Origin of the sequence: Bacillus zhangzhouensis (assembly GCF_000715205.1) — a bacterium.
GTDB classification, from domain to species: Bacteria; Bacillota; Bacilli; order Bacillales; family Bacillaceae; genus Bacillus; species Bacillus zhangzhouensis.
The window spans coordinates 19,883-34,251 of sequence record NZ_JOTP01000015.1; the positions used below are offsets into that span (position 1 = coordinate 19,883).

Consider the following 14,369-nt stretch of genomic DNA (forward strand, 5'->3'; position numbering starts at 1 on the left):
GATGACCATATGATAGCTTGTTTTCATCAGAGGAAGCGAATATCGAAAATGGACTTTTATCGATTCAAAATATGATTTCACCGAGCTTTTCCTCGTTAAAATAAAAAATCCCCCTTTTAGAAAAAGGGAGAAATACAATTTTTATAAAAGTGGTGATAATAATCTTGCGGTAGATTCAAACAGCCTCACCCTCAAAGGCCTCTTTGCAAATTCTTCCGGGACAATTTCATGCGACTGCTCTAAATCACCTAAGAAGTCGTTGACCAGCTTCTCTGTGCTTTTCGTTTTATAGAGGAAGGCATTCACTTCAAAGTTCAAATGAAAGCTTCTCATATCCATGTTGGCCGTACCAATCGAAGCCAGTTCACTATCTACAATAATAAACTTACTATGCATAAAGCCTTGATCATATTCATACACCTTCGCCCCTGCTTCAAGAAGCTCCGGGAAGTATGAACGAGACGCATGGAAGACGATCCGTTTATCTGGATTCTTCGGTGCAATAATCCGTACATCTACTCCACTCAAAGAAGCAATTTTCAAAGCTGACAAAATATCATCATCAGGTACAAAATACGGTGAAGCGATCCAAATTGATTTTTTGGCGGAGATGATCATGGAGAAAAAGAGATTTTTAATGACCTCCCACTGTTTATCAGGACCGCCAGCAATCATTTGTACGCCTTCTGTTGTACTCTCAAGATGGCTGAAATCTTTAAAATAGTCCTCGCCTGAGCATCTTTCATTGGTCATATAATACCAATCCTGCATAAAAATTTGCTGCAAATCGCGAACAGCCTCACCTTTAATCATCAGGTGCGTATCACGCCAGAATCCATATTGCCTGCTTCTGCCCATATATTCGTCTCCAATGTTAAGACCGCCGACAAATCCTACTTCCCCATCAATCACCACAATTTTCCGGTGATTACGGAAGTTGATTTTATTATTTAACAAGGGTAGCCTTACTGGTAAAAACGGAACGATCTGAACGCCAGCTTTTTCTAGGTCAGCAATATATTGACGAGAGAGCTTTAAGCTGCCTACATCGTCATATAAAAAACGGACAATGACGCCATTTTTCGCTTTTTCAATTAAAATGTCCTTTAATTCTTGGCCAAGGTCATCGTGGCGGAGAATATAGTATTCTAGGTGAATGTGATGTTTTGCCTTTTTGATCTCTTCAAAAATATGAGAGAACGTTTCTTCTCCATTTGTTAGCACTTTAGAGGACGTTCGATACGTAATAGGGGTATGTCCAAGTCTGTGGGCCAGCTTAAATAAAAGCTGCTGATGGTCACCCATATGTGTCATTTTTTCAATTGCTTCTCTGTGAATGCGTTCATCTTCCTGGATTAACTGCTCATCCAGCGCCGCTTTCTTTTCAAACAGCCGGCGCTTTTTAATATTGCGTCCAAAGAAAATATAGAACAAAAATCCGAACAACGGAAAGCTGCCAAGCAGGACAAGCCATGTAATCGTTTGGGACGGATTTCGGTTCTCTAAGAAAATGACAAATCCAATGAAGATAATCGATAAAGTGAATAGAACGCTGACGGAACTGAGTACACTGACCGCTAAATCACCGGCAAAAATTTGAATAATTAAATAAGCACCTATCGTAATGATAAGAAAAAATAGAACCTTAACTAAATTTCTCATTTCATTTTCTCCTTGCCGATCTCTTTGTTTAACTATTCATTCAGATAAAAAAGCCGATTCCTCTATAGAAATCGACTTTTTGTTGTTTACGAGAAGTGCTGTTGAATCGTTTCAAGGGCATTCCCTTTCACAATCAGCTGACCGTATTCTTGCAGTCTGTAGATGCTGACCACTGATTCATGGGCATATTCAAGCAGAATGCTGAGCTTATTCTCCACTTGCTCATCTGACAATTCCTCGAGGAAGTCAACATATAGATAATAACGGTTTTCAAACGAATATAAACTTGTGGTAAAATCCTGCATATTTAATTGAGAAAGTGCAATCAAATCTTCAAAGTCATCCAATTTCAATACGAATTGAAGTTGAAGCTTTTTGTCCTTCTCATTATGTTCTTCTTGATCCTGCTCTTCTTTATGAAAATCATCAAGCAGTGCATCTAGACTTTCATCTGTTTGACCTTTTTTATCTTCTGGAATCGGCAATTCGAGCTTTTGTCCATCTTTAGAAAGTTGGGCTTTTGTCACGACAATTTCAAGACCTTTATCAAGTGCCTGTACTTGAATCCAAAGCGGTCCCTCTACTGCAAACTCTTCTTCTTCGTGTACTTCGTCCATTACTTCCCAGAACAGCTCTTCACTGCGTTCACGATTATACCAAATCTCTTCACGGTCAAAACCGCGATCTTCAATATCACCGTAGGAAATATAAAATTTGACTGTATGTTCATTTATTCTTTCAATTTCCATTTTGCCAACCTTCCCTTCTATATAAGATGTTGAAGGGACATACAAGCTCCCAATTAATAGTACTTTACTACACTTTACCCGTTCCGTCTACATGTTAACCGTTTAAAGAATTGAGGTATTGCTTTGTACTGTCTATTTTATGATAAAACATGAATAAAAGAAATAAAAACGCATTTTTTGCAGAGAAAACTTACAGAAACATATATTTCAATTGTCCTCATATATTGGTTGTACGAGCTCTATTAGTGACGTGAGGTGAAATGGGTGGAAACAGAGTGGATCGTATCCTTACTGATGATTATTGGCATAGACCTAATTTTAGGCGGAGATAATGCGTTGATCATTGCGATGGCCAGTCGAAGCTTATCAAATGATAAACGCAATAAAGCCATATGGATCGGCACACTTTTGGCAGTGCTGATGAGAATTACAATGACAGGTGCAGCAGTTTATTTATTGACCATCCCTTATTTGCAATTTATCGGTGGGCTCTTTCTCCTTTATATAGGATACAATCTGTTAATTGAACAAAAGAAAGAATCCATTCGGATTAAAAGCAGCGGCTCCCTTTGGCGTGCGGTTCAAACCATTGTGATTGCGGACCTCTTTATGTCGCTTGATAATGTGATCGCGGTTGCAGGAGCCGCAAAAGGTAACATGGTGCTTACCGCTTTTGGCTTAATGATTTCAGTACCTATTATCATTTGGGGAAGTAAGCTCATTCATACAGCATTAACCAAATTTCCGTTTCTTTTATACGGAGGAAGTGCCCTTTTAGCTTTTACAGGCGGTGAAATGATTGTCCGTGATGTGAAATTGAATGAATTTATGGCGCAGCATGCAACCCTTGAATTTTTGCTTCCTTTTTTAACAGTCGCAACCGTCATTTTAGCCAGCCTCTTTTATGAACAAACGGCTGAAAACAACTGAAAACAAATAAAAAAAGCTGCCGGATAATCGGCAGCTTTTCGCTTTTCTATTAGTTAGCAAGTCGCTGAGCTTCTCTCAGTTGGAATGTACGAACCGTTCTTGGAAGGAAACGTCTAATTTCATCTTCGTTGTACCCAACTTGTAATCTTTTTTCATCCAAGATAATTGGACGTCTTAAAAGACCAGGATGCTCGTTGATTAGTTTATACAATTGTTGAAGCGGCATTGTCTCAACATTCACATTTAGCTTTTGGAATACTTTAGAACGTGTTGAGATGATTTCATCTGTACCGTCTTCTGTCATTCGAAGAATTTCTTTGATTTCATCGATTGAAAGAGGCTCAGAAAAAATGTTTCTCTCTTGATATGGAATATTGTGCTCTTCTAACCACGCTCTTGCTTTTCTACATGATGTACAGCTTGGTGATGTGTATAATGTTACCATAAATCTTCACTCCTCAATTTGTAGAATGAATATTGATCTGTATTCTTAAATTAAAATTGTTCTAAATTAGTAATCTTTATAGTGATTATACTATAAAAAAGTAAGTGTGAACAGGTTTTCTTGCAATTTTTGTGACAAAAACTAGACAATTTCGTTCATTTTGGTGATGGTTGATGTCTGAACATTCTCATTTAGTCGAGATGATCGAAAATGTTTTTTTGTTTTTTATTTTCGATGACCTTCAACACATCATCAACATCCTCATACGATTGCCCATACCATTCTTCATCTTTATACGTATGGATTCTTTCATATGTCTTCCTCATGGCCTCCATTATTTCTTCCTCATTATCTGTAAGAGGCGACCAATAAAGGATTTCCATGCGGCTCACTTCATTGGTTGCAAGTGACCTGCGTTTATAACCGATTGATTCGGCATGCTTGAAGTGCTCTCTTTGGTAAAACTTTAGGCGTTTTGCAGTATCTGCATCATCTTCATCTACAGGCTCGACCTCAAGCAAGATCGGTTTCTTTTTTTCCTTCAGCTTATGAATGAGCTTTGAGCCGAGGCCTTCACCTCTTGCATCTTTGGAAACAAATAAATAATCAATAAAGATGAAAGAATCAAATTCAGCGTACATCATTACATGATGAGGCCCTTCTTTCTTATGATAAATTTCACTTCTTTCCTTTAATAAAGCTTCCATATGCTCTTTTGACTTCATTTCTTCTATCGGGAAGTATTTACTGAGCTTTTCATACCAATTCATGGATCCGCTCCTTATGATATAGTGAAGAACCACTTCCTTATATATTCCCGATTTCCTGCTATTTAAACGCCTGTACTAGTAAGACGCTAAAAAGTATGAGGTGGTTTCACTTTTTTTCAAACAATGCAAAAAAAGTTTTATATCGAACGATTCATGAGCATGTGAAAACAAACAAACAGAATGAGTGTCATCGCGATTTGAAACATGATGAAATAAAGATACTTCACGCGCTGTGCTTCTGGCTTCTGGTTGTTCGTATGACGGTCAAGCATATATTCCACCGAAAACGAAATGCTGCCAATGAGTACCATAAACGCGATCAACCACGGTCCTCCGTTTGTTTCCGCCAAAAATGACGTTGAGAAAAGCATGAACACGATCAGAAAATGAAGTAATGAATAGCGAAAATTCCTCCATCTTGACATCTTATTTCCTCCTAGACTTCTCTCTTTGTTAATCGAAAATTACCATAATATTGTTTTTTTGTAAAATAAAAAAAGAAGCACTGACCTAGCAGTGCTTCTTCTCTGTTCTGATCTTATTGTTTAGCCTGGAGCTCTTTGAACTCTTCCTCTGTACAGCTCACAAAGTGGCCTGGCTTCACTTCACGGAACTCCGTGTTCGTCCCTTTATGAACGGATGGATCATACTTCATTCGCTTGCGGTTACGCTCGTAATCAGGATCTGGAAGCGGAATCGCAGATAGCAATGATTTTGTATATGGATGAAGCGGGTTTTCGTATAATTCATTCGCTGGTGCGAGTTCAACCAATTTCCCAAAATACATCACACCGATACGATCGCTAATGTATTTCACCATGGAAAGGTCATGCGCAATGAATAAATACGTTAAGCCTTTTTCTTCTTGCAGTTCTTTCATTAAATTGACGACCTGCGCTTGAATGGACACATCAAGTGCAGAGATTGGTTCGTCCGCAATGATAAAGTCTGGCTCAACTGCTAATGCACGAGCAATTCCAATTCGCTGTCTTTGACCACCTGAAAATTCATGTGGATATCTGTTCGCATGCTCTTTGTTCAAGCCAACAGTTTCAAGCAATTGGTACACACGCTCTTTACGCGCTTGCTTAGATTTCGCAAGCCCATGAATGTCTATGCCCTCTGCAATGATATCAAGGACTGTCATTCTAGGGTTAAGTGACGCATACGGATCTTGGAAGATCATCTGCATTTGTCGGTTGAATTCAAGCATTTTTTGTCTTGATTTCTTCCCGTGTACGCTCTCTCCTTTATAGAGAACCTCGCCATCTGTCGCATCATAAAGTCTAATGATGGAACGTCCGGTTGTAGACTTACCACATCCAGATTCACCTACAAGTCCAAGTGTTTCACCTTTATAAATATCAAATGAGACACCGTCAACTGCTTTCACAGTTCCTCTTGCTGTATGGAAATGCTGCTTCAAATTTTTAATTTCTACCAGTTTTTCTGCCATGCTATTCACCCTCTTTTACTAATACAGGTTTTTCGTAGCTACCTTCTAGTTCACGCATTCTCGCCTTTACAGCAGCAGGCGGTTCAACTTTAGGTGCATTCGGATGAAGTAGCCATGATTTCACATAATGCGTATCTGATACTTTGAACATTGGCGGTTCTTGTTCAAAGTCAATTTTCATTGCATAATCGCTTCGGAGTGCAAATGCATCTCCTTTCGGCGGGTTTGTTAGATCTGGCGGTGTTCCTGGGATCGCTGTCAGCTTCCCTTCATCTCCACCATCTGTATCTAAACTCGGCATTGATGCTAAAAGTCCCCATGTATATGGATGTTTCGGGTTGTAGAAGATTTCATCGACAGTCCCTGTTTCCACAATCTGTCCTGCATACATGACGGCTACACGATCAGCAACATTGGCGACAACACCTAGATCGTGGGTAATAAAGATAATCGATGTTTCAATCTTTTGCTGAATTTCTTTCATTAATTCTAATATTTGTGCCTGGATCGTTACATCAAGTGCGGTTGTTGGTTCATCAGCAATCAATAGCTTTGGATCTGCTGCGAGTGCCATCGCGATGACAACCCTCTGTCTCATCCCGCCACTAAACTCGTGCGGATATTGCTTGATTCTTTTTTCAGGCATCGGAATCCCAACAAGCTCTAATAATTCAATGGCTCTTTTTTCAGCCGCTTCTTTTGAAATTTGTTCGTGCTTGAATAGCACTTCTGTAATTTGTTTCCCGACCTTCATGGTTGGGTTCAGAGAAGTCATTGGATCCTGGAAGATCATAGCAATGTCTTTTCCTCTAATGGTTTGCATTTGTTTTTCCGTTTTCTTGACAATATCTTGTCCATCAAACAGGATCTCTCCGCGCTTGAAATAACCTGGCGGCATCGGGATTAATCTCATGATAGCCTGTGATGTGACACTTTTACCAGAGCCAGACTCACCTACAATCGCAAGTGTCTCGCCTTTATTTAAGTGGAAGTTCACACCACGGATGGCTTGAACCTCTCCACCATATGTTTTAAATGAGATTGCAAGGTCTTTCACCTCTAGAATACGTTCACGTTCCATCCTCATCACTCCTTATTTACGCAACTTCGGATCTAAAGCGTCTCTTAGTCCGTCTCCAACCACGTTAAAACCAAACATTGTTATACAAATAAATGCGGCTGGGAACCATAATCTCCACGGATAGTACGTCATGGCCGGGATCCCGTCAGACGCCATTGTTCCCCAACTTGCTAAAGGCTGAGGTACACCAAGCCCTAAATAGCTTAAGAAGGCCTCTGTGAAAATAGCAGAAGGAATCGTTAGCGTCATCGTCACAAGAATTGGTCCCATTGAGTTTGGAATCAAGTGTTTAAATAAAAGTCTAGACGTTTTCGCACCTAATGTTTGTGCTGCAAGAACGTACTCTTGACTTTTCAATTGTAAAACTTGTCCCCGTACAATACGTGCCATGTTAATCCAGCCTACAACGGTCATGGCGAGGATAATCGTTAATAATCCTTTTGGGAGAACAACCATCATTAAGATGACCATTAATAATGTTGGAATTGCCCATAAAACGTCTGCAATACGCATCATGACTTCATCTGTACGGCCGCCTTTGAATGCAGCAATACTTCCCCAGATAATACCGATGATCACGTCAAGAATGGCTGCAGCAAGACCGATAAAGATCGAAATTCTTGCACCCACCCATGTACGAACAAACATGTCTCGGCCTAAATCATCCGTACCGAACCAGTGCTCTTTTGATGGTGGCTGGTCTGCATTAAGCAAATCTGTCGTAGAGTAATCATATTTAGAAAACACCGGAACGAAAATCGCCAGCATCACAATAATGAAAATAATTGTAAGCCCAACCATTGCAAGTTTATTTGCACGGAAGCGAAGCATGGCATCCTTCCATAAAGATAGACTTGGTTTAGAAATTTTTTCAGATTCTGCTGCGTCAGCCGTCGCCGGCACAAATAAGTCTTTTCTCATTTCTTCCATGTGTTAGACCCCTTTCTTCGCCTTCGTCAGTTTAATTCTTGGATCGATGATGCCATATAGAACGTCAACGACTAGAATACTGATTAATAGAATAATACTGTAGAAGACAGTGACACCCATGATGACGGTGTAATCACGGTTTGTAATGCTTGTGACAAAGTGAGAGCCTAAGCCAGGAATACCAAAAATCTTCTCAACGACAAAACTACCTGTTAAAACCGAAGCAGCCATTGGTCCCATGTATGTGATGACAGGTAACAATGCGTTTCGAATCGCGTGTTTGATCGTAACAGCTGATTTCGTTAATCCTTTCGCTCTAGCCGTTCTAATGTAGTCACTGTTTAGCACTTCAAGCATACTTGACCGTGAAAGTCTAGCGATAAATGCCATTGGCATGAAGGAAAGTGCAATAGAAGGTAGTACGGTGCTTGCCCAAGTCTCCCATCCTGCAACCGGGAAAATCGCTAAAAAGCTTGCCTCAGATGCAAATACATATTGTAGTAGCGCCGCTAAAATGAAACTCGGAACCGAGATTCCAAAGATCGTTAAAATGGCAATCGTGTAGTCTTGCCACTTATTATGATAGAGCGCTGCAAGGACCCCAAACAATACACCAAATGCTAATGCGAGGAGAATTGCCTCAATTCCGAGGGTAAAGGAAACGGGGAATCCAGAACTGATTAAGTCATTTACAGTTTGTCCTTTATATTTAAATGAGGGACCAAAATCTAATTTTGCAACTGAACCTAAATAGCTTACATATTGAACAAATAAGGGCTTGTCCAACCCGTAGTGCTCGTTTAGGTTTGCTTCAATTTCAGCAGGAAGTTTCTTCTCTCCAGAGAATGGACCACCAGGTGCTGCCTGCATGAGAAAGAAAGTTGCAGTTACAATAACAAACAGTGTGATTAAAATATATATTAATCGCTTACCGATATATTTAAGCAACGGAATTGCACCTCCATGATTTTACAACAATTTCTCTAATCAGCAAGAAAGGTATATGGAGAGACATCCTCCATATACCTTAAGATCCTTGCCATAGATCTCTTACACTATAATCTTACTTTTCGAAATGTGCCCATTTGTATTGAACATCACCAAGTCCAGATACGACTACACCTTTTAGTTTTGGATCTTGTACCCAAAGCTGAGTGTAGAAGTAGATTGGTGCTACAGGCATATCGTTGATGAGAATTTCTTCTGCTTTTTTCAGCATTTCTTCACGTTTTGTTTTATCTGTTTCTTTCGCAGAATCATTCAATAATTGTTTGTACTCTTTGTTTTCCCAGCCAGTGTCGTTGTTTCCACCGTCTTTATCTTTGTAAAGCTCAAGGAAGTTCACTGGGTCGTTGAAGTCACCTAACCAGCCCATACGTCCGATTTGGTAATCTCCGCTGTGGATTTTGTCGATGTATACGTTCCACTCAGAGTTATCAAGTTCAACTTTAATGCCTAGATCTTTCTTCCACATTTCTTGAATTGCTTGTGCAATCTTTTGGTGGCCTTCATCAGTATTGTAAGACAATTTCAATGCTGGAAGATCAGAAACTGACTTATAGCCTAATTCTTTCGCACCTTTTTCAAGAAGTTCTTTAGCAGTTGCTACATCGTGATCTTTAAAGTAGCCAGTTTTGTTATCAGTAAATCCTTCCATTGTTGGAGGCACAATTGCCATTGCTGGAACTTGTTCACCTTGCGTAATTTTGTCAACAATCGCTTGGCGGTTGATTGAGTATGCAAGAGCCTTACGGATGTTTGCATTGTTTAAAGGTTTTACTTCTGTGTTGAATTTGTAGTTATAGATACCAGCGATCGTTTGAATTTTAAGACCGCCATCTTTTTTCAATGTTTGTAAAGATTCAGTTGGAAGGCTTCCAGTTGGAGAACCAGCCCAGTCAAGCTCGCCTTTTTTGAACATGCTAAGCTCAGTGTTTGTATCTTTGATCATAGACATGTTAATCTTTTTCAGTTTTACAGTGTCTTTATCCCAGTATTCATTGTTCTTTTCAAGCGTGATAGAACCGCCATGTTTCCATTGAGAAAGAACGAATGGTCCGTTAGATACGTAGTTTTCACCAGCATTTGTGAACCAGTTTTTATTCTTTTCAGCCACTTTTTGGTTGACTGGCATATACGTATAGAATGCAGTGAGTTCAGTAAAGAACGGTGTTGGGTTCTCTAGCTCAACTACAAGCGTTTTGTCGTCTTTTGCTTTAATGCCAACATCAGCAACTTTCGCTTTCCCTTTGTTAGCTGCTTCAGCACCTTTAATATAGTAAAGCTGATAAGCATATTGAGATTCATTTTTAGGATCTAATGCCCATTTCCAAGCATATTCGAAATCTTTTGCTGTGACAGGGTCACCATTAGACCATTTTGCATCACGAAGTGTGAATGTGTATGTTTTACCATCAGCACTTGTTTTGATGTCAGAAGCCATTGCATTTTCTGGCTTGCCTTCAGCGTTAATTCTAGTTAATCCCTCAAAAGTCTGACGGATGACACTTCCTGAAGTTGAATCATTTGCCAATCCCGGATGTAGAGAAAAAGGCTCAGTGGAGATATTCACATTTAATGTTGTTTTAGCCTCTCCAGAACTGCTCGTGCTGTCGCCTGATTTGTTTCCGCTGAAACCACAAGCGCTTAATACAAGTGTGAAAATAAGCATTAAAGTAACAACAGACCAACGCTTTTTCAACTGTATTCCCCCTTATAATATGTTTTAGTTCAAAGGTCTCGATAGAAGATGAGATTCAGATTTAAGAAATAGCGTAAAAAAGTCCCTAAATAACTTACTTTCTATTTCTTTTGTTTTTTCTGAATTTTCATTATGTAAAGAGCCTAGCACAAACGTGTGAACAAATTCATTATAATGAATAGAATAATTTATTGCAATATCAATTTCATATATTTTTTAAAAACGTAAATGGGGATAAAGAGGGATTTTTATAAACTAAAGTCTCAAGCACTTCAACAAATTAAAGCGGAAATTGATTAAAATAATTTAACAAATTCAGCAGGAATAATGTTTTATACATATAATTAATCATCCTTTTTTAAAAATTCTGACAGATAGTTGCTATTTTATCTAAAATTTTAAGTGTCAAACGACATGATGAGAAGGTCACATAAGGGCTTCGTGACATTTTCATGGTCATCCTTTATAATAGATAGACATACTGTTGCGATGAAAAAGAAGAGTACATATATTCACCATTTACAGAGAGTCTGCGGCTGGTGTAAGCAGATAATGGCATGTATGGAATGGGCTTTGGAGCAGCTAACCGAACACTTCTGAAAAGTGAGTAGGCTTAGACGGAGCAGTCTCCGATATCAACGTCTTGAGTGATTTCTGATTGAAATAACAAGGGTGGTACCGCGGTTCATTCGTCCCTTTTCTGTTGAAAAGTGATGGGTGGGCCTTTTTATATTGAAGAAAAGAGGTTTTAGTATGACAAAGAAGACAATTTTCTCAGGCATTCAGCCTAGCGGTTCTGTGACATTAGGGAACTACATTGGGGCAATGAAGCAATTTGTTGATTTGCAGCATGACTATCATGGCTATTTTTGTGTGGTGGATCAGCATGCGATTACAGTGAGTCAGGATCGCTTAGCTCTTCGTCAAAATATTAGAAGCTTAGCGGCTCTTTATTTGGCAGTAGGACTTGATCCAGAGAAGGCGACATTGTTTATCCAATCAGAGGTACCTGCCCACGCCCAGGCAGGCTGGATGCTGCAATGTGTCGCTTATATTGGGGAATTAGAAAGAATGACTCAATTTAAGGACAAATCCGCTGGTAAGGAAGCTGTTGTTTCAGGCTTGTTAACCTATCCACCATTAATGGCTGGCGATATCTTATTATACGGTACTGACTTAGTACCTGTTGGCGAGGATCAAAAGCAGCATCTTGAATTGACAAGAACGCTTGCTGAGCGCTTTAACAGAAAGTATAACGATATCTTTACCGTACCAGAAGTGAAAATTCCAAAAGAAGGCGCTCGGATCATGTCTTTAACAGACCCAACGAAAAAAATGAGCAAATCCGATCCGAACCAAAAATCCTTCATTACCTTATTAGATGAGCCAAAGCAGCTTGAAAAGAAAATTAAAAGTGCAGTCACTGATTCGGAGGGCGTCGTCAAGTATGACAAAGAAAACAAGCCTGGAATCGCCAACTTGCTGACGATTTATTCTGTATTAGGTAACGTATCTATTGAGGAGCTTGAACAAAAGTATGAAGGCAAGGGCTATGGTGAGTTTAAGGGAGATCTTGCGAACGTTGTGGTTGATGCTTTAAAACCAATACAAGATCGATACTATGAACTCATTGAGTCAGACGAGCTTGACCGCATTCTAGACGAAGGCGCTGAAAAGGCAAACCGCGCGGCAAACAAAATGCTGAAAAAAATGGAGAATGCGATGGGTCTTGGCAGAAAACGCAAATAAAAAAGCTTGCAGCTTCATATGCTGCAAGCTTTTTCTAATTCACTTTTGATTCGTTCTCCATTTCCCAAAGCTTTTCGAAAAACGGCTGTCCTTTAATCATTTTTTCACAGAATGCTAAATGGTTTTCAGACCACCCGTCAACTGTTTCATTGTAAAGCATGTTCCAAATCTCCTCGAATGACATTCGTTTGATTTGGTTGTACATTCGCGGATTCCATTCCGTATACCAATATGCAATTTCCGCCCTATTTTGAAGTCCTTTTAATTGATCGAGCGCCATAAACATGAGCTGCTTCAGCTGTCTTTCTTTTCTCGTTAATCCACTGATGTGCTGCGGCGGCAATGACAAAATATGATACTCTTTCGTCGACTCAAGACTGTCTTTAGAGAATTCATATTCCTCTGCCTTTACATCTTTCACCATTTCGTACACCAATTGCTCCTGTCTTGGAATCAAACGGCTCTTTCTCACAGGAATGGAATACCCAATTGTATCCACGGCAATGATTCGGATGCCGTCCGTTACGACAAAGCAATACTCTAATTTTCGCCGTTCATGATTTTTTCGAATATATGATTTCTCAAATACAGATTCTAGCAGCGTTTTCGGCAGCTCTGATAGATCATTCTCTATGTAATCAAACAAAGGACTCTGCACCTTGAGTAAAGGCACTTGATCTAACAACTCGACACTGTCCTCCTTACGCCACTCATGAAAATGGCACACATTGTAACCATTTTCTTCCCCTTCAAACCAATTCACCCATACGTCATGAAGAAATAACATAACCAATCCCTCACTTTTTAAAAACTGTTGTCCACAGTATGGGCAAGGGATAGAGAAATTATTCCAACTTTATCAAAACTTCAAGCGAAGCGAATGACGGTTTGCATTTCTTTATTTTATCAAGGAAACGGAGAACGTATCACAGAGTCTCATTCAACTTGTTATGAAAGTTTAAACCTCACTTCAGCTTTTTAGGGTCCAGCGCATCTCTCAGCCCATCTCCTAAGAAATTAAAGCATAGTACGGTGAGCAGGATCAGTAAACCCGGGAATAGCGGATACCACCATGCTTGCACCATAATCGAGAAATTTTGTGCATCTTGCAGCATGTTGCCCCAGCTTGCCGTTGGGGGCTGAATGCCAAACCCTAGATAACTCAGCGTTGATTCAGCTAAAATGACGGAACCTACTTTCAATGTAGCTGACACGATAATAGGACCGATACAGTTCGGTAAAATATGCGAAAAGATGATGACATGGTTTTTTGTTCCAATCGTTCTTGCCGCCAATACGAATTCCCTTGTTCGAAGTGATAAGAATTCACTGCGGATCAGTCTGGCAGTTGTTGTCCAACCGGTCAAAGCAAAGATCAAAATCAATTTATCAATGCCTGGTTTGAAAATCGTCACTAGCGTGATCAATAGAAAGATGTCCGGAATAGACAACACGACATCAACAAACCTCATTAATACAGAATCAACAAATCCTTTAAAGTAGCCTGCTACCGCTCCAACGACGGTGCCAATGGTGATCGCTCCGACCACTGAGACGAAACCAACTAACAGAGAGACACGCGCTCCATAAAGCACTCTTGAGAAAATATCGCGGCCAAACTTGTCAGTTCCCATAAAATGCTCTGCACTTGGTGGCTGGAGCCGCTTCAATAAATCTTGCTGCTCTGGTGCGTAAGGGGCGATCACTGGAGCAAAAATGGCCGAAAAGATGATCACCAATAAAATAACAGAGCCGACAACCGCCAATTTATTTTTGAAAAATTTCTCACAAAATAAACGCAGCATCGTCTCAGGTTTTGGCGGAAGGCCTTCCTTTAATTTGAGATCAACAGGAGGTGTTCCCATATTAGGCTGTGCCAATTGTGCTTCAGCTCCC

At 39.8% G+C, this 14,369-nt stretch carries 14 protein-coding genes, 1 pseudogene and 1 other annotated feature; of the genes and pseudogenes, 2 read left to right on the plus strand and 13 right to left on the minus strand.

Annotation, left to right across the window (positions count from 1 at the left end; genetic code table 11):
- Positions 1–141: 141 nt before the first annotated feature.
- The 3 genes and pseudogenes from cls to BA70_RS20980 form a co-directional block, all read right to left on the minus strand.
- A complete protein-coding gene (cls, locus tag BA70_RS12805) occupies positions 142–1,662 on the minus strand; it encodes a cardiolipin synthase (RefSeq protein WP_034322888.1) in 1,521 nt (506 codons plus the stop codon).
- 86 nt (positions 1,663–1,748) lie between these two features.
- Positions 1,749–2,411, minus strand: a complete 663-nt coding sequence (gene mecA / locus BA70_RS12810; protein WP_034322890.1) for an adaptor protein MecA — start codon at positions 2,409–2,411, stop codon at positions 1,749–1,751.
- A pseudogene (locus BA70_RS20980) lies at positions 2,393–2,498 on the minus strand (adaptor protein MecA); the annotation flags it as partial. The gene mecA and the pseudogene BA70_RS20980, both read right to left, overlap by 19 nt.
- 177 nt (positions 2,499–2,675) lie before the next feature.
- On the opposite strand from BA70_RS20980, the gene BA70_RS12815 reads away from it, so the two are divergent.
- Positions 2,676–3,341 (plus strand): TerC family protein, encoded by a 666-nt coding sequence (locus BA70_RS12815; RefSeq protein WP_034322892.1) that lies wholly within the window; start codon positions 2,676–2,678, stop codon positions 3,339–3,341.
- 49 nt (positions 3,342–3,390) lie between these two features.
- On the opposite strand, the gene spxA is transcribed toward BA70_RS12815, so the two are convergent.
- The 8 genes from spxA to BA70_RS12855 all read right to left on the minus strand — a co-directional run bounded on the left by spxA (position 3,391) and on the right by BA70_RS12855 (position 10,724).
- Positions 3,391–3,786: a transcriptional regulator SpxA gene (gene spxA, locus BA70_RS12820; protein ID WP_003211421.1), complete on the minus strand. Its 396-nt coding sequence runs from the start codon at positions 3,784–3,786 to the stop codon at positions 3,391–3,393.
- Between the two features lie 191 nt (positions 3,787–3,977).
- A complete protein-coding gene (locus BA70_RS12825) occupies positions 3,978–4,556 on the minus strand; it encodes a GNAT family N-acetyltransferase (protein WP_034322895.1) in 579 nt (192 codons plus the stop codon).
- A gap of 137 nt (positions 4,557–4,693) precedes the next feature.
- On the minus strand, positions 4,694–4,981 hold the full coding sequence (locus BA70_RS12830; protein ID WP_034322897.1) for a hypothetical protein: 288 nt from the start codon (positions 4,979–4,981) through the stop codon (positions 4,694–4,696).
- 113 nt (positions 4,982–5,094) lie between these two features.
- A complete protein-coding gene (locus BA70_RS12835) occupies positions 5,095–6,012 on the minus strand; it encodes an ABC transporter ATP-binding protein (RefSeq protein ID WP_034322899.1) in 918 nt (305 codons plus the stop codon).
- A gap of 1 nt (position 6,013) precedes the next feature.
- A complete protein-coding gene (locus BA70_RS12840; RefSeq protein WP_034322902.1) occupies positions 6,014–7,093 on the minus strand; it encodes an ABC transporter ATP-binding protein in 1,080 nt (359 codons plus the stop codon).
- Between the two features lie 12 nt (positions 7,094–7,105).
- Positions 7,106–8,023, minus strand: coding sequence for an ABC transporter permease (locus BA70_RS12845; RefSeq protein WP_034322905.1), 918 nt, complete (start codon positions 8,021–8,023; stop codon positions 7,106–7,108).
- Between the two features lie 3 nt (positions 8,024–8,026).
- Positions 8,027–8,971 (minus strand): ABC transporter permease, encoded by a 945-nt coding sequence (locus tag BA70_RS12850; RefSeq protein ID WP_034322908.1) that lies wholly within the window; start codon positions 8,969–8,971, stop codon positions 8,027–8,029.
- Positions 8,972–9,086: 115 nt separating this feature from the next.
- A complete protein-coding gene (locus BA70_RS12855; RefSeq protein ID WP_034322910.1) occupies positions 9,087–10,724 on the minus strand; it encodes a peptide ABC transporter substrate-binding protein in 1,638 nt (545 codons plus the stop codon).
- 480 nt (positions 10,725–11,204) lie between these two features.
- Positions 11,205–11,424 (plus strand) — a binding site (T-box leader).
- Between the two features lie 53 nt (positions 11,425–11,477).
- Between BA70_RS12855 and trpS the strand changes: the two genes are divergently transcribed.
- On the plus strand, positions 11,478–12,473 hold the full coding sequence (gene trpS, locus BA70_RS12860) for a tryptophan--tRNA ligase (RefSeq protein WP_034322912.1): 996 nt from the start codon (positions 11,478–11,480) through the stop codon (positions 12,471–12,473).
- 34 nt (positions 12,474–12,507) lie between these two features.
- Here trpS and BA70_RS12865 read toward each other — a convergent pair whose 3' ends face one another.
- Positions 12,508–13,260 (minus strand): YjbA family protein, encoded by a 753-nt coding sequence (locus tag BA70_RS12865; RefSeq protein ID WP_034322915.1) that lies wholly within the window; start codon positions 13,258–13,260, stop codon positions 12,508–12,510.
- Positions 13,261–13,438: 178 nt separating this feature from the next.
- Positions 13,439–14,338 (minus strand): oligopeptide ABC transporter permease, encoded by a 900-nt coding sequence (opp4C, locus tag BA70_RS12870; protein ID WP_078061722.1) that lies wholly within the window; start codon positions 14,336–14,338, stop codon positions 13,439–13,441.
- Positions 14,339–14,369 lie beyond the last annotated feature (31 nt).